Consider the following 21399-nt stretch of genomic DNA (forward strand, 5'->3'; position numbering starts at 1 on the left):
GTCCACCCTCGGATCAAGTCCGAGGGCATGCTTCGCTCGAAAACGCCCTAGCCCCCGCCACCAAAGCGGCGCGACCACCAGCCGGCCTTGCGGGGCGCCGGAGCCTCGGTCGCCGCTGCAGGCGCAGGTTCCGCGATGGCCGCAGGCGCAGGTTCGGCGGCCGGCGCGGCAGCGGGCTCTGCCGGCGGAATCGGCTCGGATTCGCTTTGCACCACGACGGGCTCGGGCTGCGAGGCGAAGCTCACTTTCTCGCGCACGGTCGAGCGGCGACGCATCGCGCGATCATTCTCCTGCGCAGGCTCCTCGGCCTCGGGCGCGGCGACGCTCACCGGCTCCGGCTGAGGGGGCGGGCTCTTGGCCGGCTCCAGCTCGAACTCGGGCTCGGCGACCGGGTCGGGCTGAACCAATGTCTGTGCAGGCTCGGGCGAGCCGCCGTCGAAATCGGCGACGGCGTCCGCGGCTTCCGGCTCCGCGCGCGGGCCGAGTTCGTCGGCAATCGAGGCGGCAAGACCCTCATCCGCACCATGGCCGCCACGGCGGCGGCGTCCGCCGCGCCGTCCACGCCGGCGCGGACGGCGTTCGCCGTTCTGGCCTTCACCACGAGCCGACTGCTCTTCGCTCTCGTCCTCGTCGGTCTCGACTTCCTCGGCGGCAATGCCGTCGTCGGTCTCGGGCGCAAGCGGCAACGCCTCGCCATCCTCGCGCGGCACACCGCCCTCGCGGACTTCGCCGCCGCCACCGCGGCCGCGACGCCGCCGGCGCCGCCTTCGGCGCGGACCGTCGGCCTCTTCGCCGGCGCTCGTTTCGTCGCTCAGGCCTTCCGTTTCCTCGGTCTCGATCTCCGCCTCGATGTCGAACGGTTCCTCGTCGTCATAGGCCTCTTCGAGCTGAGGCGGCGCGGACGCGGCCTGCGCCGCGAGCAGCGCCTTGGCGGCTTCCAGCGTGTGCACCTGCTCGCCGCGGTCAATGATGTAGGACTGCTGGCCGCTCACGGTCGCATCCGCCGCCACCGAGATCTGGACCTTGAAGGCGGTTTCGAGATCGCGCAGATGGCCGCGCTTGTGGTTGAGGACGTAGAGCGCGACGTCCGTGCGGGTGCGCACCACGAGATTGTGAGTCGCGCCCTTCATCAGGATTTCCTCGATGCCGCGCAGGAGCTGCAGCGCCACCGACGAGACCGAGCGGACATGCCCGGAGCCGCCGCAATGCGGGCAGGGCTCGGTCGAGCTCTCGAGCACGCTGGCGCGGATGCGCTGGCGCGACATCTCGAGCAGGCCGAAATGCGAGATGCGCCCGACCTGGATGCGTGCGCGGTCCTGCCGCAAGCAATCGGAGAGCTTGCGCTCGACCGCGCGGTTGTTGCGCTTCTCGTCCATGTCGATGAAGTCGATGACGATCAGGCCCGCGAGGTCGCGCAGGCGGAGCTGTCGCGCGACTTCCTCCGCTGCCTCAAGATTGGTCTTGAGCGCGGTGTCCTCGATGTGATGCTCGCGCGTGGCGCGGCCGGAGTTGACGTCGATCGAGACCAGCGCCTCGGTCTGGTTGATGACAATGTAGCCGCCAGAGCGTAGCTGCACAGTCGGGGAGAACATCGCGTCGAGCTGGCTTTCGACGCCCATCCGAGAGAACAGAGGCTGGCCGTCGCGGTACTGCTTCACCGCGCGGACATTCTCCGGCATCAGCATCTTCATGAAGTCGCGCGCTTCGCGGTAGCCGGCTTCGCCCGCCACCATGATCTCGTCGATCTCCTTGTTGTAGAGGTCGCGCAGCGAGCGCTTGATCAGCGAGCCTTCCTCGTAGACGAGGGTGGGGGCCTGCGACTTCAGGGTCAGGTCGCGCACGGTTTCCCACATGCGGATCAGATATTCGAAATCGCGCTTGATCTCCTGCTTCGAACGCGAGGCCCCGGCCGTGCGCAGGATGATGCCCATACCCTCGGGCACGTCGAGATCCTGCACCACTTCCTTGAGCCGCGAGCGATCCTGGGCCGAGGTGATCTTGCGGCTGATGCCTCCGCCGCGCGCGGTGTTAGGCATCAGCACCGCATAACGGCCGGCGAGCGAAAGATACGTCGTTAGCGCCGCGCCCTTGTTGCCGCGTTCTTCCTTGACGACCTGCACCAGCATCACCTGCCGGCGCTTGATGACTTCCTGGATCTTGTACTGGCGTCGCGGGCGGAAGGGGCGCTCCGGCACCTCCTCGAGCACGTCGTCGCCGCCAACGGATTCGACGACTTCCTCTTCTTCTTCGCCGTCTTCGCCTTCCTCGTCGTCCTCATCGTCATGCGTTTCGTCGCCGAGCGGCTCGGCGCCATGCTCGTCATGCGGCGCAGCCTCCGCGACGAGTTCCGCGGGGGCATGCTCATCGGACGCTGGATGCTCCTCGCCGGGCTCCGCGGTCGGTTGCGCATCCTCGGCGTGGGCGGCGTTTTCCTCGACCTGCTCCTCTCGCGCGCGCTCGGGCTCGTGGTTAACCTCGATCTCGGCCCCGACATCCGGAGCGGCAGCGGCGGCCGATGCCTCGACCGCGGCGACAACCGGGTCGGCTTGCACTTCCGCTGCAGCGGTTTCGCTCAGAGCAGGCGCATGATCATGGTCGTCATGAGCATGACGGTCGTCACGGGCATGTTCGTGTTCGCCGTGCTCGTGCCCATCATGATCGTGCTCGTCATGACGGTCGTGCTCGTCAGCATGCTCGTGTGCTTCGTGCTCATGGTGCTCATGCGCATCGGCGCCGAGCTCGTGCTGCTCGGCTTCCGCATGAAGCGCGTGATCCTCATCGGCCTGCGGATCGAGCGGCTCGGCACCCTCGACGACCTCGCTCTGAACGCGCTCGCCATGACCGCGGCGGCGGGCATTGCGGTGCCGGGAGCGGCGGCGGTGAGGCCGGCTTTCGCTCTCCTCCTCGGCCTCGCGATGGGCGCGTTCTTCGGCCTCGATCAGCGCCTGACGGTCGGCGACCGGTATCTGGTAATAGTCTGGATGGATTTCGCTGAAGGCAAGGAAGCCATGGCGGTTGCCGCCATACTCGATGAACGCCGCCTGCAGCGACGGCTCTACGCGCGTCACCTTGGCGAGGTAAATATTGCCGCGCAGTTGCTTGCGTTGGGCAGTCTCGAAATCAAATTCTTCGACGCGATTGCCGCGGACCACGACGACCCGGGTCTCTTCCGGGTGGGTGGCATCGATCAACATCTTGTTGGGCATTCTGGAGCTCTTGAAGGCGGCGGGCGCGTAGCATGGCGCGCGCAGATTGCGCCGCCCGGTGACGCGACGGTCCACCTGATTCGGGGGTGAGGGGAAGGCCAAAACGCAAATCGGAGCGCCGTGCGAAGCCCGGCCCCACCGGAACAAACCGACGTGCGGAGCTTTCGCCTCGCGTGGTCGCGATCGTCTCGGGGGTGTTGGTCGGCAACACAGTCTGGCGCATCAAGCGGTTGGCCCGTCTGAACATATTCTGGCGGCAAACAATACCGCCGCATCTTTCGCTGAAGGCCCGGCGCGGCGCCAAAGCGCTCGCCGGCCAATCGCATATTGGGCCCCTTCTTTGACCATGAACCTTTCGGAAAACTGGTGTCCAGTTTTCCGGATCATGCTCTGGGGCCGAATAATCAGTTCTGCCGTGTCTCGCCCCATGCCACACAGAATGTGTCTGGGGCTGAACGCCGCTCGGGCTCAAACCGCCACTCCATGTCAGCCGCGCGCAGCGCTGGCTGGGGAGGGACCGGGAAAAAACGCTGGCGCCTTCAGGCTCGAAGGTTCCACCGCTGCACCGGGAGGCTGAACGCGACACAACTGGGAGTATTAGCCGTCAGCACTCCGTACATACGTGGATTGGTCGCTGCACGCAAGGGAGCGTCGCGGCGAGGCAACAGTCGAACCATTTCGCCCGTGCGGTATTAGGGTCTCGTTAACCCTGTGGTTCTAATGCGGTATGACGACGGCTCGGAGGGCGCCGAATCGTGGCGGACCGCGTAAATCGATGGACTTCGCTGGGGTGCAGACTGTTGTGCGCCGCAGCGTTGGCGTGCGGCCCGATTGCTGTTTCGAGGGTGGCTGAAGCAACGCCGCCAAGTCCCTCTGCCGGCAGCGATTTTCCTGTCGTTTCTGAAGCCCGGCTTGCCGGAGACGCCAAGCAGACCCGGTTCATTGTCGACCTCGACAAGAAGATTCAGTTCCGCGCCTTCACACTCGCCGATCCCTACCGGGTGGTCGTGGATATTCCCCAGGTGACGTTCCAGCTCCCCGCCGGAACCGGAAATTCCGGGCGCGGGCTGGTGAAGGCATTCCGCTACGGGCTGGTGATGCCGGGCGGGTCGCGAATCGTCTTCGACCTCATGGGGCCGGCGAAGATCGCCAATTCCTACGTGCTGGACGCGGCCAACGGCCAGCCGCCGCGCCTGGTCCTGGAACTGGAGCAGGTTGACCGCAACGCGTTCACCCAGCAGCTTGCGCCGGACGACCGGCCGGAGCTGAAGCCGACCATAGCGGAAGCCAAGGCGGCGTTGCCGGCCGAGGGAACGCCCAACGCAAAGCCAGGCGAGCCGCCGGATTCGCGGCCCCTGATCGTGATCGATCCCGGGCATGGCGGCATCGACAACGGCACCCAGTCGAACGGCGAGCTGGAAAAGACCCTCGTGCTCGGCTTCGGGCTCGCATTGCGCGACCGGATCGAGAAGTCGGGCAAATACCGGGTCGTCATGACCCGCACCGATGACACGTTCATCCCGCTGAACGACCGGGTCAAAATCGCCCGCAGCCAGTCGGCGGCGCTGTTCGTCTCGATCCATGCCGACGCGCTGCCGCGCCGGGAAGGCGACGCCCAGGGCGCGACCATCTATACGCTGTCGGACAAGGCCTCCGACGCCGAAGCGGAGCGGCTGGCGGAAGCCGAGAACAAGGCGGACGCCATCGCCGGCGTGAACCTGTCCGATGAGCCGACCGAGGTCGCCGATATCCTGATTGATCTCGCGCGCCGCGAGACCAAGACATTCTCCAACCGTTTTGCGCGGCTGTTGGTGTCCGAGATGAAGACGACCGCGCGGATGCACAAGCACCCGCTGAAATCGGCGGGCTTTCGGGTCCTGAAGGCGCCCGACGTGCCCTCGGTCCTGGTCGAACTCGGCTATGTCTCCAACAAAGGCGACCTCGAACACCTGGTATCGGAGGACTGGCGCAACAAGGCGGTGGGATCGATGCTGCAGGCCATTGACGCCTTTTTTGCCAAGCGACTCGCGACGGCCACGCCGGACAAGTGACGGTGCCTGGACTAGAAAAGGCGCCGCTCGGAACCGGGAGGCCCTAGTTTGGCCACAGCGGCAACGGTATAGGACGTTGTCGGGGGCCTCGTGGAATCGGCCGATTTTGTCCGCGGAGCGCTCTATTGTTCGCCTCAAGCACCGGCAGGCTGTTAGGGCCGGGAGCATTCGCAACGAGGAAGTGTCGCCGGCCGGTCCGGCGCAATAGGGTTGGAACGGAACTTCGATAATGCGCTTGCTCGTGCGGTTCATGGGTTTCTTGTTCGCCGCGGGGACCGTCGTGTTCCTGGTTGGCGTGGCCGGCGTCGCGGGCGCGATCTGGCATTTCTCCAAGGACCTGCCGGATTATTCGCAGCTTCAGGACTATGAGCCGCCGGTGATGACGCGCGTGCATGCGTCCGACGGCTCGCTGCTCGGCGAATATTCGAAGGAGCGGCGGCTCTATCTGCCGATCCAGGCGGTGCCCAAGCTGGTCATCAACGCGTTCCTCGCGGCTGAAGACAAGAATTTCTACGAGCACGGCGGCATCGACTTTTCCGGCATGGCGCGCGCGGCGATCCTGTACGCGCAGAACTATGGCTCGGGCCGCCGGCCGCAGGGTGCGTCGACGATCACCCAGCAGGTCGCCAAGAACTTCCTGCTCACCAACGAGGTCTCGTTCGCGCGCAAGATCAAGGAAGCGCTGCTCGCGATGCGCATCGAGCGCGCTTACTCCAAGGATCGTATCCTCGAGCTCTATCTGAACGAAATCTATCTCGGCCTTGGTGCCTATGGCATCGCCGCCGCTTCGCTGGTTTATTTCGACAAGTCGGTGAATGAACTGACCGTCGCCGAAGCCGCTTATCTCGCCTCGCTGCCGAAGGCGCCGGCGGCGCTGCATCCGGTGCGCAACCGCGACCGCGCGATCGAGCGCCGCAACTACGTGATCGACCGCCTGCTCGAAAATGGCTGGATCAAGCAAGCCGACGCCGACAAGGCGCGCAAGGAGCAACTGGTCGTCACCAACCGCAGCAACGGCTCACATACCTTCGCCGGCGAATATTTTGCCGAGGAAGTCCGCCGCGACATCTTCGAGCGCTACGGCGAGAAGAAGCTTTACGAGGGCGGCCTGTCGGTGCGCACCACGCTCGATCCGAAGATCCAGGTGATGGCGCGCAAGACCATGGCCGCCGGCCTCGTCAACTACGACGAAGGGCAGGGCTGGAGGGGCCCGATCACCAAGCTCGATGTTTCCGGCGACTGGGGCGTGAAGCTCGCCGACGTCAAATCGCTCTCCGACATCTCGCCATGGCGAATGGCGGTCGTGCTCGAAACCAGTGACCAGTCGGCGCGCATCGGATTCCAGCCCGGCCGCGAACTCGGCGGCGCCGTCAGCAAGCAGCGGCAGACCGGCCTTATCACACTCGATGGCATGCGTTGGGCAAGGCCCACGTCCGGCGCGGCGCGCGGGCGGTCACCAACGGCGGTGTCGCAGGTGCTCGCGCCCGGTGACGTCATCTATGCCGATCCCCTGGTGACCAAGGAGGGCACGGCGGTCGAAGGCCAGTACCGGCTGCGGCAATTGCCGGAAATCTCCGGTGCCATGGTCGCAATGGATCCATGGACCGGCCGCGTGCTGGCCATGGTCGGCGGCTTCTCGTTCGACCAGAGCCAGTTCAACCGCGCCACCCAGGCCTATCGGCAGCCGGGATCGTCGTTCAAACCGATCGTGTATTCGACGGCGCTGGATAATGGCTACACGCCGTCCACAGTGGTGGTCGATGCGCCGATCGAAATCGACCAGGGGCAGGGCGCCGGCGTCTGGCGTCCGGAGAACTATTCGACCGGCAAGTATTACGGTCCGACCACGCTGCGCAATGCGCTGGCGCGCTCGCTGAACACCGTCACGGTGCGGCTGGCGCAGGACATCGGCATGCCTCTGATCGGCGAATACGCCAAGCGTTTCGGTGTCTATGACGAATTGCCGAATTATCTCTCCTACGCGCTCGGCGCTGGCGAGACCACGGTGATGCGGATGGTCACCGCCTATTCGATGTTCGCCAATGGCGGCCGCCGCGTGAAGCCGACGCTGATCGATCGCATCCAGGACCGTTACGGGCACACCATCTACCGGCACGACCAGCGCGAATGCCGCGGCTGTGACGTACCTGGAGGCTGGAAGAACCAGCCCGAACCGCAGCTCGTGGATCGCCGCGAGCAGGTGCTCGATCCGATGACGGCCTATCAGATCACCTCGATGATGGAAGGCGTGGTCCAGTACGGAACCGCCACGGCGGTGAAGGAGGTCGGCAAGCCGATCGCCGGCAAGACCGGCACCACCAACGACGAGAAGGACGTCTGGTTCATCGGCTTCTCGCCGGATCTCGTGGTTGGCGTCTATCTGGGCTACGACAAGCCGCGCAATCTCGGTCGTAAAGCCACCGGTGGCGCGTTGGCCGCGCCGGTCGCACGCGATTTCCTCAAACTTGCGCTGGCGGAGAAGCCGGCGACGCCGTTCAAGATCCCGGCCGGCATCAAGCTCGTGCGCGTCGATTCCAAGAGCGGCATGCGCGCTGGCCCGGGCGAGGGTGGACGCACCATCCTGGAAGCCTTCAAGCCGGGCACGGCGCCGCCGGATAGCTACTCCGCCATCGGCGTGGCCGATGCTGAGGGCCGGCTGCCGCCGGCCGTTGCGCCCGACGCGGGCGCGATCATGCGTCCCGGCGGATTGTATTAGCGCCTTGAGGCTCCAAATCATCGGGAAACAGGCCCGCGGCCGATTGCGCTTCCGCGCTTCGGCCGCTACATCCCTCACAAGACATTCATAATTCAGACCAGAAAGACCATGCGCGCGGAAGTCGAACGCCTAGTTGAAGAGATCAAGCAGTCAGTCGGGCTGCTGAGGAGGCATCTTTGACGTCGAGAAATCGACGGCACGGCTGGCCGAGCTGAACAAGCTCGCCGAAGATCCCGATCTCTGGAACGATCCCCAGAAAGCCCAGAAGCTGATGCAGGAGCGCACCTCGCTGGAGGATGCGCTGTCCGGCATCAGCAAGGTCGAGCGTGAGCTCGAGGACAATGTCGGCATGATCGAGCTCGGCGAGGCCGAGAACGATGAGGGCGTCGTCGCGGAAGCCGAGAAGGCGCTCAAGGACCTCAAGAAGGAAGTCGCCCGGCGCGAGCTGGAGGCGCTGCTGTCAGGCGAGGCCGACAAGTTCGACTCCTATCTCGAAGTCCATGCCGGCGCCGGCGGCACCGAGAGCCAGGACTGGGCGCAGATGCTGCTGCGGATGTACACGCGCTGGGCGGAGAACCATGGCTTCAAGGTCGAGTATCTCGAGGAATCCCAGGGCGAAGAGGCGGGCATCAAGTCCGCCACCATCCAGATCAGCGGCCATAACGCGTATGGCTGGCTGAAGACGGAGGCCGGCGTCCACCGGCTGGTCCGAATCTCGCCGTTCGATTCCAATGCGCGCCGGCATACCTCGTTCTCGAGCGTGACGATCTTTCCGGTTGTCGACGACAGCATCAAGATCGACATCAAGGAGTCGGATGTGCGCACCGACACCATGCGCTCCGGCGGCGCCGGCGGTCAGCACGTCAACAAGACCGAATCCGCGGTGCGTCTGACCCATATCCCGACCGGGATCGCCGTGGTCTGCCAGGCCGGCCGCTCCCAGCACAAGAACCGCGCGCAAGCGTGGGACATGCTGCGCGCCCGACTCTACGAGATCGAATTGAAGAAGCGCGAGGAGCAGGCAGCCGCGGATCAGGCCGCCAAGACCGATATCGGCTGGGGCCACCAGATCCGCTCCTATGTGCTGCAGCCCTACCAGATGGTGAAGGACCTGCGCACGGGCGTGCAGACCTCAGATACTGCAGGCGTGCTCGACGGCGACCTCGATGAGTTCATGGCGGCCACGTTGGCGCAAAAGGCATTCGGCACGACCGCTGGCGCGATCGAGGACGTCGATTAAAGGAGCGCGCGGCTTGGTCACGCAACCGGCTGCGCGCTCTTCCATTCCAAGAACCATCGTGTGAACCGGCCGCTGTCGCGCTCGCCGCCGTGCCACACGGCGTACACGGTCCCATCGCCTGCGACCATGATCACCGCGTCCAGTCCCTTGGAGCGGCGCAGCGTCTCGATGGCCTGGCTTGGCGTCTGCGCGATCGGGCCTGCGACATTGAACGACGTGTTGACCGACAGCTCGACGCCGATGCGGCGGCCGAGCGCCTTGAGATAGGCGTAGGTGAGGGGATCGTCCTGCTCGCGCACGATCTGGATGCGGCCGGTGCCGTCGGCGTGGATGACGGCCGGGATCTTGTCGCGCGCGTGCGGCTTCGAGCGGGCGGTCAGCACCATGTAGTTATAGGCGTTGTAGCCGTCGTCGGAAGCGCCGGGCAGCAGTTCGAAGTAATACTGCGCGGCCTCCAGCGTCGCCATCGGCGCCAAGGGTCGGATCGCCTCGCGATATTTCACGCGTTCGTTCAGGCGTTCGCGCGTGGCGGGATCGCAGGGATTGGCGAGGATCGAACGATGGCCGAGCGCGCGTGGCCCGGTCTCGGCCGCGCCCTGATAGATCGCGATGACGCCGTTCTGCGCCACCACTGATGCCATCAGGTCGGCGACGGCGTCGCGTCCCTCGGGAGTCGAAATGTCGCCGATCCGCTCTGAGGCGATGTCGTCCGCCTTCAGCGCAGCGATGATGTCGTCAGAAGCCGGCGGTGTGCCGCAGTAGAACGCATGCGTCATCGGCGCGCCGCGCGGAGCACCGGCGAGATGTGCGAACAGCCATGCGGCGCCGATGGTGACGCCGGGATCGCCGGGCACCGGCGGCACCCACAGATGCAATTGCGCGCGCCGGCCCTGCGCATTGGCAAACCAGCTCTCATCGAAATGCTCGATCAGCCGCATGTTGCCGACGGCGTTGAGCGCGACGCCGCCGGTCAGCACCAGCCGACGGGCACCTGTCACCCGCAACAGGTGATCCACGACATGGATCATTGCGTCCTCGAACACGAGCTGCGTCGCGGCGGCCTTGTCGAGGCGATCCTGCGTGTCGGGACGGTGCTTGATATCCTCGACGCGCAGCATCGCATCGGGATTCCAGAGTTGATCCGGCTTGAGCGGTTCGCCAAGAATCTCGGTCAACGCGGCCTTGTAGGGATTATCGAACGGGTCGCAGTACCAGTTCGCCATCGCGCGATTGAGCCAGACTTCGCCGTCGGCGCCGAGATGCAGCACCTTGCGGAGTCGCCGATAATAGGGATTGCCCGATCGGCTCATGTCGCCCCAGGCGGCTGCGCCCATGTAGCGCCCCTCGCTGGACAGCCAGGTCCAGCCGCCCTGGGTCGAGGAGATCACGCTGTAGAACGCGCCGAGTGAATCGAACATGCTCTCGTTGCAGTAGAGCCGGCGCATCGCGCCTTTCTCGACGACATAAAGCGAGACCGAGCCGAGATCGCCGGTGCCGTCGAGTACGGCGATGGCGACCGACTCGCTGTCGTCCCTGAAGGGAGAAGCTGCAAAGGAGAACCAGGCATGGTTGTCATGGTGTGGCAGGCAAATCAAAGGCACGCGCTCGGCAAGCTTGAGCTGGCGCGCGATGATCTTCGGCGTCCGCGTCATCTGCTCGAGGCGGCGGCTGTCGAAACCGGCGGCCTGCGTGGTGCGGAGCAGTTTCAGGCTTTGCGGCAATTCTTCCAGCACCGAACGCGCCAGCGTGCCGGCGAGCGTCGGATAGTCCCAGCTTGTCAGCCAAGCGTCGATCGCGCCGACGTCGTGACCCGTGCTGCGTAACGTCGCGACAACCGCGTCGATCGATTCTTGCGGATACTCCGTAGTGTGCTTGTTGCCGGAAAACCGTTCTTCTTCGTTGTTGACGATCAAGCGCGGACCGTCCCGCTGCGTCACTTCGACGAGCGCGATGCCTGAATTGTGCGTGCCGGGAGCACCTAAGCCCGCAAGATAAACGGTCTCACCGCGTGCGAGCTTGTCGCGCACGGCTGTGATCCGCGCGTTCGCAAAGTTGGAGCCGAGCTGATGGAAGCCAGCCGCTCCCATCGTCTTCGCCGCCAGCCACCGCGCGGCGCGAAAGCCTGCGGCGCCGAGCCTGCGATGTCGCGGACCAATTCGCGTGTTCGGTTCCAAGTCCAGCGCCTCTGTCAGTGCGATTGCCGATGCATCAATCACACTTGCCAGCGCACAACAATGCTGTTTCGTTGAGGCGGCTTGAACCGAGATGCCGCCGCTGGAGTCCCCGCCAGCCCGGGCATGACGATGGAGTATCGCCAGAGATTAGATTTCCCGTTCTTCCGCTTTCGCAATGGCGAGCGGGTCGGAGCGAGCGGCTGCCTAGCCCGCGCTTAAGCGCACGCCGGCGCGCAGGAATTTTTGCGGGTCGACTGCGTCACCGTCGATGCGTGTCTCGTAGTGGAGATGCGGGCCGGTCGAACGGCCGGTCGAGCCGACGGCGCCGATCACCTGGCCGATCTTGACGGTTTCGCCGACCTTGACGTTGATCTCGGACAGGTGGCCGTAGCGGGTGGAAAGGCCGTTGCCGTGATCGACCTCGACCATGCGGCCGTAACCACCGGCCCAGCCCGATGACACCACCTTGCCATTGGCGGTGGCGCGGACGGGATCGCCCATCGCGGCGCGGAAATCGAGGCCGGTATGCGTCGCCGGACGGCCGAGGAATGGATCGGTGCGGACGCCGAAGCCCGAGGTGAACTCGACTTCACCGATCACGGGCTTGCGGTAGGGCACCAGCGTCAGCGTGGCGTTCAAGCGCTGCATCTGCGCGCGGGTGATGTTGATGCGGTTGAGTTGTCGCTCGAACGGACCGGCGTCGGCAGGGAGCTTGACGGGCACGAAGGGACCGCCGATCGCCGAGCGCGGGGTGGCGGCTTCGAGTTGTGACATGTTGAGACCGAGGTCGGTGATCACGCCGCGCATCCGGCGCACGCGCGATTCCATCGTCTCCTCGGCCGAGCTTAGCGCTGCCATCTGGCGTCGCTCGACCTGGTCGAGCGAGGTCTGGAGGCGGACCAGGACATTGTCAAAACCCTGGAGCTTGGCGAACTGGTTTACCGGCGGCGCCGCTTTGATCGGGGCGCGGGATTCCAGCCGCGCCTCACGATCCGGTGGCGCCACGAAGATCACGGTGTCGCTGATCGGCGAGGGCTTTGGCGTCGCGGTCGTTTCCGGTGCGGCATTGCGCGCGGGCGGCCGGATCGAGCCGGTTGTTGCGACATCCGGCATCGAGCCCAGCGCGGTGGCGCGGGCTTCGAGCGCCGTCTGCCGGCGCATGATCTGCTCGAGCTTCTGATCAAACTGCTCCTGGTCCAGGAGCTGCCGGCTGGTGGTGCGGTCGACCTTGGCGCGCAATTCCGCGATCCGGTCCTCATAGGAAAATTGCATCTCGGCTTGGCGGGCGAGCAGCCGGGTCAGGACGTCGTCGCGAAACGCAAAATAGGTCGCGGTTGCGGCCGACCATATGCCGAGCAGGACTACCGAGCCGACCGCAGCCCAGAACAGGACCGGGCCAATGCGGACCTGCTTTCCGGCATGGACGAGGGTGTAGTCGTTCGCGGGCTGCGCGGCTGCTGACGCCGCGGCATGGGGTGCAGGGCGGCGAGGGGAGGTCCGCCCGTGCTCTCGTGGATGATGGTGCTGCTGGTGATGGTCGAAATGGTGACCGGAACGATAGGACATCGGCACTCCCGCGCCGGTCGGATCAAGTTCCGTACGGCCTCAGTTCGGGAGCGATTTGAGCCGGTCATGGTTAATTTTCTGGAAACGGAGCCTATTGGATCAGAGCGACCTCGCGGCGGCCAGGACCTCGTCGGCATGGCCGTCGACCCGCACATTGCGCCAGATCCTGGCGATCCGGCCGTCGGTGCCGAGCAGAACCGTGGTGCGAAGAATCCCAAGGAAGGTCCTGCCATACATGGATTTCTCGCCCCAGGCCCCATAGGCCTCCAGCATCTCGTGCTGCTCATCCGAGCCCAGGGGAATGGCGAGCTGATGCTTGTTCCTGAACGACTCCTGCGCCTTCACGGTGTCCCCGGAGACGCCGAGGATCTCGGTGCCGCTCTCGGCAAACGCATCCTTCAGTCGGGTGAAATCGATCGCCTCCTTGGTACAGCCGGGCGTATCCGCGCGCGGGTAGAAGAACAGCACCAGCTTCTTGCCGGCGAAGTCGGTGAGTGAGACCTCACTTCCTCCGTCGCGGGGCAGGCGGAAGTCGGGCGCCTTGGCACCCTCAAGCAGGGTGGTCGATTTGGTCGCAGCCGACGCAGCGGATTTTAACGATTTCGATGCGTCCTTGTGAGACGGTTTGGTGGATGCGGCTTTGGCCGCTTTGCTGGATTTCTTTGCGACCGCCTTGCGGGCCTTTGCCGCGGGCGGCTTGACCGATGCGACGGCCTTACTGCGGACTGCCGTGGCCCGAGACGATTTGGCCGGAGACGATTTGGCTGTGGTCTTGGAGGATTTCTTGCGCGTTTTCTTGGACATACGCCTTCCTTTCGTCGCTTTCCGGAGCTCAACCATTGTATCAGTGCGGCGCTTGTCGGCGGCGATCGGATTTCTGCCGACTGCTGGGCAAGTGTGATGGCGCGGAAGTATGGTCACAAGGATTTCGATGCGTCATCCGTCCGCTCGCCTAACCTGCTTTGAATGTTCGCTCAAATGTTCACTTGGGGCTGAGGGCGACTAACAGTATTAAGCGAGGATTGGCAGCGATGCCGGCACAGGAGCGCTCGATACAGATCGATGGGCGTGCCTTGGGCGGCGATCAACCTCAGCGCCTGCACCGAGAGGCAATGGCAAAGAATACGTCGTCCCAAGGATCGAGCTCCCAAGGATCGCTCCAAGGTCACAGCCCGAATCCGCGTGCCGACGCCCAGTATCGCGGCTGGGGCGACGATGTCGGCTGGGAGGAGCATGACGAGGCTGCCGGCCATCGCGCGCGGCGGCTGTTGTCGCGCTCAGATTCCGGCCTGCACCGGATCGGTGACTTCTTCGGCCCCAGGCGGCGATCGACTCACGGCGGGCGCTGGGTCAAGCGCATCGCCCTGGTGCTGGGCGTGCTGGCGGCGATTTTCATGAGCTGCTTCGGCGCGCTGTGGTGGCGGCTGGGGGCAGGGCCGATCAATCTCGATATGGCGACACCGTGGCTCGCGACTGCGATCGAGGACAATATCGGCCACGGCAACACGGTTGAGGTCGGCGGCACCCAGATCGAGCGCGCCGGTCCGATTCGAATCGCGGTGCGCATCCGCGACATCATCGTACGCGACCGCGACCATGCGATCGTCGCGAGCGCGCCGAAAGCCGAGGTCAAACTGTCCGGCACCGCGCTGCTGATGGGCCAGCTCCGCGCTGAAAGCCTCAACCTCGTTGATGCCGAACTCGCGATCCGGATCACGCCGGACGGCTATGTGACCGTTTCCGCCGGCGATACCGCCAAGCCGCTCGCGACCGGTGTCGCTTCCAAGCATGAGGCGGGCCTACCTCCGACATTCCCGCGACCGGTGCCCCCACCGCCGCCGTTATCGCCACCTTCGTCGCCGTCCGTCAGCGTCCCGGCGCCGTCTGAGAGCGCGCAGAGCGGTTTGCTCGCCGGCCTCGACTGGCTCGATAGCCTCAGCCTGACCGGTCTCGACGGCCAGAACCTCAACGAGATCGGCCTGAAGAACGGCAACCTTGTCGTTGACGATCAGCAGCGTGGCGGCAAATGGACCTTCGAAAATATCAGCCTGAGCCTGCGGCGGCCGAGCGGCGGCGGCGTGGCGCTGAGCGTCGGCGAAGAGGGCGCCCGTCCATGGTCGCTGCGCGTCGCGGTCGGACCGCTGAGGGATGGCGTGCGGGCGGTCGACCTGCGCGCCGACAAGCTGCCGTCCGCCAATATCCTGCTGGCGCTCAGGGTGAAGGATCTCACCTACGATGCCGAGCTGCCGCTGTCCGGCGACCTGAAGGGTGAACTCGGGCGCGACGGCCTGCCGACCTATTTCCGCGGCAAGATCACCGCCGGCCCCGGCAACCTGATCGACACCGATACACCGGACTATCCGATGGCGATCGATTCGGCCGAAGTGAATGTCGAATGGGACGCTGGACGCCGCGTGCTGCTGGCGCCGTTCAAGATCGTCTCCGGCGCCAACCGCGTCACGCTGCTCGCTCATCTCGAGCCGCCGAATGACGACATCAACGACTGGCAGCTCGGCCTGAGCGGCGGCACCATCCTGCTCGCGGGCATCGACAACGAGCCGCCGCTGATCTTCAACCGCATCGCCGTTGGCTTCCGTTTCGACACCGACAAGAAGCGTGTGCTGCTGACGCAGGCCGATATCAGCAATGGCGAGATCGGCATCGCCGGCACCGGCAGCATCGACTATTCCGGCGAACCGCGGCTGCAGCTCGGTTTTGCGGGCACGCCGATGTCGGCCTCCGCGCTGAAGCGAGTCTGGCCCGCGCTAGTCGTGCCGGAACTGCGCGAATGGGTGATCGAGCGGATCGAGCGCGGCACGCTCCAGCGCATCGAGATCGGCGTCAACTCGCCGGTGCGCAACCTGTCGCGCAAGGGGCCTCCGATCCCGGATGACGGGCTTGCCGTCAACATCGTCGCGAGCGGTGTAGCGGTGCGTCCGGTGGACGAGATGCCCGTGGTTCATGACGCGGATTTGCGGGCGCGGGTGACGGGCCGCACCGCCACCGTCAATATCGCCCAGGGCATCGTCGACACGCCGGGTGGGCGCAAGATCACGCTGTCCGACTTCTCTTTCGAAGTCCCGGACATGGTGCCGAAACCCTCGCCGGCGAAGATCCGGTTCCGCGTCGATTGTTCGGTGCCGGCTTGCGCTGAAATCCTCGCCTCCGATCGCCTCAGCGATGTCTCGGGGACGACATTTGTCGATCCCAATGCGAGCAAGGGAACGGTCTCGGCCACGATCAATCTCGGCCTGCCGGTCAAGGGCGTGCTGACCAAGGAGGACACCACTTACGCCGTCACCGCCGATCTCGGCAGCGTCGCGATCGACAGGCTGGTGATGAACCAGAAGCTCGAGGCCAACGCGCTGAAGGTCGTTGCCAACAATGCGGGCTATCAGGTCAAGGGCGACGTCAAGATCAACGGCCAGCCGGCTTCGCTGGATTACCGCAAGCCGAGCGAGGGCGATGCCGATATCAAGCTGCAGTCAACGCTTGACGATGCCGGCCGCGCGCGACTCGGGCTCGACCTCGGATCCGCGGTGAGCGGCGCAATCCCGGTGAAGGTCGTGGGCAAAATTGCGAGCAGCAGCGATCACGACACCAAGCTCGGCGTCGAGGCGGATCTGACCCAGCTCCGGCTCGACAACATCCTACCGGGTTGGGTGAAGAGTCCCGGCAAGTCGGGCAAGGTCACCTTCAACGTGGTGCAGAAGCCGCAATCGACGCGCTTTGAGGACATCGTCGTCGATGGCGCGGGCGCGTCGATCAAGGGATCGGTGGAGGTCGACCAGAACGGCGATCTCATGAACGTCAACTTCCCGACCTATTCGCCCTCGGAAGGTGACAAGACCACGCTGCGCGCCGACCGCGGGCCCGACGGCGTCTTGAAGGTCTCCATGCGCGGCGACGTGTTCGATGGCCGCGGCTTCCTGCGCACGGCGATTTCGGGCCGCGATGACCCGAAGAACAAGACCAAGAATATCGATTACGACATCGACCTCAAGCTCGGCGCGGTTGCCGGCTTCAATGGCGAAGCGTTGCGCAGCGTCGATGCGAAGGTGTCCAAGCGCAACGGCGCCTTCAAGAGTTTTGCGCTGACAGGCAAGATCGGGCGCGATACGCCCGTGACCGCCGATCTGCGCGGCCGCCAGCAGGGGCGCGAGGTGGTCTACCTGCAGACCAATGACGCCGGCGCGTTCTTCCGCTTCACCGATTTCTATTCGAAGATCGTGGGTGGCCAGCTCACGCTCGCGATGGAGCCGCCGGCGGCGGAGCCGAGCCCCAAGGAAGGACTGATCAACATCCGTGACTTCTCCGTCAAAGGTCAACCCGAGCTCGACCGGATTGCAGCCGGCGGGGCGCCCGGCACGACGAGCGGTGTCGCGTTCAGCGCCTTGCGCGCCGAGTTCACGCGGCAGAGCGGACTGCTCACGATCCGCGACGGCGTCGTGAAGGGGCCGGCGATCGGCGCGACCATCGAAGGCAGCATCGACAACAACGCCAACCAGGTGCGCATGAGCGGCACGTTCGTGCCGATGTATGGGCTGAACAACATGTTCGGCCAGTTGCCGGTGATCGGCCTGGTCCTCGGCGGCGGGAGCAATGAGGGCTTGATCGGCGTGACCTACGAGGTCGTGGGCACACCGGCGCAACCGGTGTTGCGGGTCAATCCCATCTCGGCGATCTTTCCCGGCGTGACGCGGAAGATCATGGAATTCAACACCGGCAAGCAGAACAACCAGATAGAATTCCCGCCGAACAACTGAGTGGCTTGCGGCCTCCCGTTCCTGGCCCGCCGAGCTCAAGCCGCACGTTTCGTCGCTTGAGCCAGAATGTCCGGAATCCACACGCCCAACCGGGGCGTGCGGCGGATATGCCTGCATCGAGCAGATGTCCCTAAGCGGACATGCGTTGATCTGGATCAATGAAGGCCATGCCGCGGCGGTTCTCTCTCTTGGGCAGCCCCTCAGGATCCGGCGCCGGACCTGCGCCTTGGCGGGACGAGAACCTAGTTTCCAGCGAGAAGGCTCTCTATCGCCCCTGCGGATTTGAGCGCGGCGGCGAACGCCAGGCGACAATGCTGCGCTACAGCACCGAGACTGCCGCGCCGATTGATAATCGGCTCACTCGATAAGACGGAGTCAGGAGGAAACGATGGCAAACACGTTGTCTGATAAAGAGCGGGCAATGATGGATGCGTATTGGCGAGCGTCCAACTATCTTTCGGTCGGTCAGATCTATCTCTACGACAACCCGCTGCTTAAGCAGCCGCTCACGAAGGAACACATCAAGCCGCGGCTTCTCGGTCACTGGGGGACCTCACCCGGTTTGAACTTCATCTACGTCCACTTGAATCGCATCATCAAGAAACACGACCTCGACATGATCTACATCACGGGCCCCGGGCACGGCGGCCCCAGTCTGGTCGCGCATGCCTATCTCGAGGGAACCTACAGCGAGGTCTACCCGAACATCTCGCCCGACGAGCAGGGCATGAAGCGGCTGTTCACCCAGTTCTCGTTCCCTGGCGGTATTCCTAGTCATGTGGCGCCGGAGACCCCGGGCTCAATTCACGAAGGCGGCGAACTCGGGTACGCGCTGTCGCATGCCTATGGGGCTGCCTTCGACAATCCGGATCTGATTGTTGCCTGCGTTGTCGGCGACGGCGAAGCGGAGACGGGACCGCTGGCAACGAGCTGGCATTCCAACAAGTTCTTGAATCCGGCGACCGACGGGGTGGTTTTGCCGATCCTCCATTTGAACGGCTACAAGATTGCCAATCCCTGCATTCTCGCCCGCATCAGCCATGAAGAGCTGGATCAGTTGTTTCGCGGCTACGGCTACACGCCCTATTTCGTCGAGGGGGATGAGCCGGAAAAAATGCACGAACTGATGGCCTCCACGCTGGACAAGATCACCGACGAAATTCAGCGGATAAAGGCGGATGCGCGACGCAGCGGCTTTAGGGAGCGGCCACGTTGGCCGATGATCGTGCTGCGCACCCCCAAGGGTTGGACTTGTCCGAAGGAAATCGATGGCAAGCGGACCGAGGGCTACTGGCGCTCCCATCAAGTGCCGATGGGTGCGATGCACGAGAACAACGCCCATGTCCGCCTGCTTGAAGAGTGGATGAAGAGCTACCGACCCGCGGAGCTTTTCGACGACCGCGGGCGGCTTCGCCCCGAGTTGGCCGACCTTGCTCCTCGAGGAACGCGTCGCATGAGCGCCAATCCGCACACCAATGGCGGACTACTGCTGCGTGAACTGCGACTGCCGGATTTCCGCGAATATGCAGTCGAGGTGCGCGAACCCGGCGCCGCTATCGCAGAGTCAACACGGATCATGGGGCGGTTTCTGCGCGACGTGATGAAGCTCAATATGGAGCATCGGAATTTCCGGCTTTTCAGTCCGGATGAGAACAACTCCAACCGATGGCAAGACGTGCTGGAGGTCACCAACCGTGCCTGGGTCGCGGAAACCTATCCGTGGGACGACCATCTGGCGCCGGATGGGCGCGTAATGGAAATGCTCAGCGAGCACCAGTGTCAGGGGTGGCTCGAGGGCTATCTACTGACCGGTCGGCACGGCTTCTTCTCGTGCTATGAGGCGTTCATCCACATCATCGATTCCATGTTCAACCAGCACGCCAAGTGGTTGAAGGTCTGCAGCCACATCCCCTGGCGACGCCCTATCGGTTCCCTGAACTATCTTTTGTCCAGCCATGTCTGGCGCCAGGACCACAACGGTTTCAGCCATCAAGACCCCGGGTTCATCGATCATGTCGTGAACAAGAAAGCTGAAGTCATCCGGGTGTATCTGCCACCCGACGCGAATTGTCTGCTCTCTGTCACTGACCATTGCCTGCGCAGCCGGAACTACGTCAACGTCGTCGTCGCGGGCAAGCAGCCTGCTCCTCAGTGGCTGACAATGAGCGAGGCGGTCAAGCACTGCGAAGCTGGATTAGGCATCTGGCAGTGGGCCAGCAACGACAAGGGTGGCGAGCCCGATGTCGTGATGGCTTGTTGTGGTGACGTGCCGACACTGGAGACGCTTGCCGCCGTCGACCTGCTTAGACGGCATGCGCCCGATCTCAAGGTGCGCGTCATCAACATTGTCAATCTGATGAAACTGCAGCCACCGAGCGAACACCCACACGGTCTCTCGGATCAGGATTTCGATGCGTTGTTCACCACGGACAAGCCGATCATCTTTGCCTTCCATGGTTATCCCTGGCTGATTCACCGATTGACCTACCGGCGCACCGGCCATGACAATCTCCATGTGCGCGGCTACAGGGAGGAGGGTACCACCACGACTCCGTTCGACATGTGCGTGCTCAACGATCTCGATCGCTTCCACCTCGTGGCTGACGTCATTGACCGTGTGCCAAAGCTCGGATCGCGGGCGGCTTATGCCAAGCAGGCCATTCGCGACAAGCTGATCGATCACAAGGCGTACATTGCCCGGTATGGGGACGATATGCCCGAGATCACGGGCTGGAGATGGGGGAAAGAGGCAGCGTCCACCGCGGTTCGTTCCACAGAGGCGGATAACGTCTAACCCGGTCGGCGGGAGACGAACGTGAAGGTGTTCGCGATGTCGTCTCACAAGACCCGCCGGGCGGTTCCGGTGGGTAGGTCCTTGGGTCAAGAGGAGGGTGATCCATGCCGCAACCCGAGAGCAAACGCATCAACCGCGACCAGTACGACGCCGTCCTTTTTGACCTCGATGGTGTATTGACGGATACGGCCAATCTCCACGCGACCTGTTGGAAGCAGATGTTCGATGAGTATCTGCTGGAGCGTGCGAGGCAGACGGGGACAGCATTTCGTCCGTTCGACATCGACGCCGACTACCGGCTGCACGTGGATGGCAAACCCCGTTACGATGGCGTGCGTGATTTCCTGAGATCGCGCGGCATCGAACTTCCCGAGGGAGACCCAGGGGACCCTGCACAAGTCGAGACAGTGTACGGGCTCGGAAACCGCAAGGACGACCTGGTGGACCGCGCGATCGTGGAGGTTGGCGTAGAGCCTTACGCCGGAAGTCTGCAATTCATCCATCAGCTCCGCCGCAATGGCTTCAAGATTGCTGTAGTCACCTCGAGTCAAAACTGCGCGTCTGTCCTGAGGGCGGCTGGGCTGGACGAGTTCTTCGAGGTGCGGGTCGACGGCAACGTGATCCTGGAGCAACGTCTCTCCGGAAAGCCGGCTCCGGACACATTCCTGCTCGCGGCAAGGCTCCTCGGCGTTGAACCGATACGGACGATCGTGATCGAGGATGCCATTTCGGGAGTCCAAGCCGGATCCAATGGAAACTTTGGGCTGGTGATCGGTGTCGCTCGCAAGGGAAATGCGGATGAGCTGAAGCATCATGGTGCTCATCTGGTAGTCGGCGACTTGGCCGAACTAACCGATTGATCAATGCCAAATGCTGCCTTGGGAGA

General features: G+C 64.1%; 11 protein-coding genes. 7 read left to right on the forward strand and 4 right to left on the reverse strand.

Going from position 1 to position 21399, the window contains the following annotated elements; genetic code table 11:
• Window positions 1-47: 47 nt before the first annotated feature.
• Window positions 48-2552, reverse strand: a complete 2505-nt coding sequence (locus YY7_RS0116355; protein WP_433994501.1) for an Rne/Rng family ribonuclease — start codon at window positions 2550-2552, stop codon at window positions 48-50.
• A 33-nt stretch (window positions 2553-2585) separates the two neighbouring features.
• Here YY7_RS0116355 and YY7_RS65040 point away from each other — a divergent pair, with 33 nt between their 5' ends.
• The 4 genes from YY7_RS65040 to prfB all read left to right on the forward strand — a co-directional run bounded on the left by YY7_RS65040 (window position 2586) and on the right by prfB (window position 9213).
• Complete coding sequence (locus YY7_RS65040; protein ID WP_433994502.1) at window positions 2586-3296, forward strand: hypothetical protein; 711 nt, start codon at window positions 2586-2588, stop codon at window positions 3294-3296.
• A gap of 755 nt (window positions 3297-4051) precedes the next feature.
• Window positions 4052-5257 carry an N-acetylmuramoyl-L-alanine amidase gene (locus YY7_RS0116365; RefSeq protein WP_433994503.1) on the forward strand — a complete coding sequence of 402 codons (1206 nt, stop codon included), beginning with the start codon at window positions 4052-4054 and terminating at the stop codon, window positions 5255-5257.
• Window positions 5258-5486: 229 nt separating this feature from the next.
• Complete coding sequence (locus tag YY7_RS0116370) at window positions 5487-7973, forward strand: penicillin-binding protein 1A (RefSeq protein WP_028164188.1); 2487 nt, start codon at window positions 5487-5489, stop codon at window positions 7971-7973.
• Between the two features lie 108 nt (window positions 7974-8081).
• A protein-coding gene (gene prfB, locus YY7_RS0116375) for a peptide chain release factor 2 (RefSeq protein WP_130227885.1) occupies window positions 8082-9213 on the forward strand; the annotation gives its coding sequence in 2 pieces (ribosomal slippage) (window positions 8082-8150 and window positions 8152-9213; 1131 coding nt in all).
• A 17-nt stretch (window positions 9214-9230) separates the two neighbouring features.
• On the opposite strand, the gene YY7_RS0116380 is transcribed toward prfB, so the two are convergent.
• From YY7_RS0116380 to YY7_RS0116390, 3 genes are all read right to left on the reverse strand, one after another.
• Window positions 9231-11387, reverse strand: coding sequence for a carbamoyltransferase C-terminal domain-containing protein (locus YY7_RS0116380; protein ID WP_035690307.1), 2157 nt, complete (start codon window positions 11385-11387; stop codon window positions 9231-9233).
• A 204-nt stretch (window positions 11388-11591) separates the two neighbouring features.
• On the reverse strand, window positions 11592-12953 hold the full coding sequence (locus tag YY7_RS0116385) for a M23 family metallopeptidase (protein WP_028164191.1): 1362 nt from the start codon (window positions 12951-12953) through the stop codon (window positions 11592-11594).
• A 99-nt stretch (window positions 12954-13052) separates the two neighbouring features.
• Window positions 13053-13757 carry a peroxiredoxin gene (locus YY7_RS0116390; protein WP_080663719.1) on the reverse strand — a complete coding sequence of 235 codons (705 nt, stop codon included), beginning with the start codon at window positions 13755-13757 and terminating at the stop codon, window positions 13053-13055.
• Window positions 13758-13984: 227 nt separating this feature from the next.
• On the opposite strand from YY7_RS0116390, the gene YY7_RS51825 reads away from it, so the two are divergent.
• The 3 genes from YY7_RS51825 to YY7_RS0116405 all read left to right on the forward strand — a co-directional run bounded on the left by YY7_RS51825 (window position 13985) and on the right by YY7_RS0116405 (window position 21373).
• Entirely contained in the window at window positions 13985-17719 is a 3735-nt protein-coding gene (locus YY7_RS51825; protein ID WP_035690253.1) for a hypothetical protein, read from the forward strand.
• 364 nt (window positions 17720-18083) lie between these two features.
• Window positions 18084-20513, forward strand: coding sequence for a phosphoketolase family protein (locus YY7_RS0116400; protein WP_283807006.1), 2430 nt, complete (start codon window positions 18084-18086; stop codon window positions 20511-20513).
• A gap of 104 nt (window positions 20514-20617) precedes the next feature.
• Window positions 20618-21373 (forward strand): HAD family hydrolase, encoded by a 756-nt coding sequence (locus YY7_RS0116405; RefSeq protein ID WP_051396742.1) that lies wholly within the window; start codon window positions 20618-20620, stop codon window positions 21371-21373.
• The last annotated feature ends 26 nt before the right edge of the window (window positions 21374-21399 follow it).

Source organism: Bradyrhizobium elkanii WSM2783 (genome assembly GCF_000472865.1).
Lineage (GTDB): Bacteria > Pseudomonadota > Alphaproteobacteria > Rhizobiales > Xanthobacteraceae > Bradyrhizobium > Bradyrhizobium elkanii_A.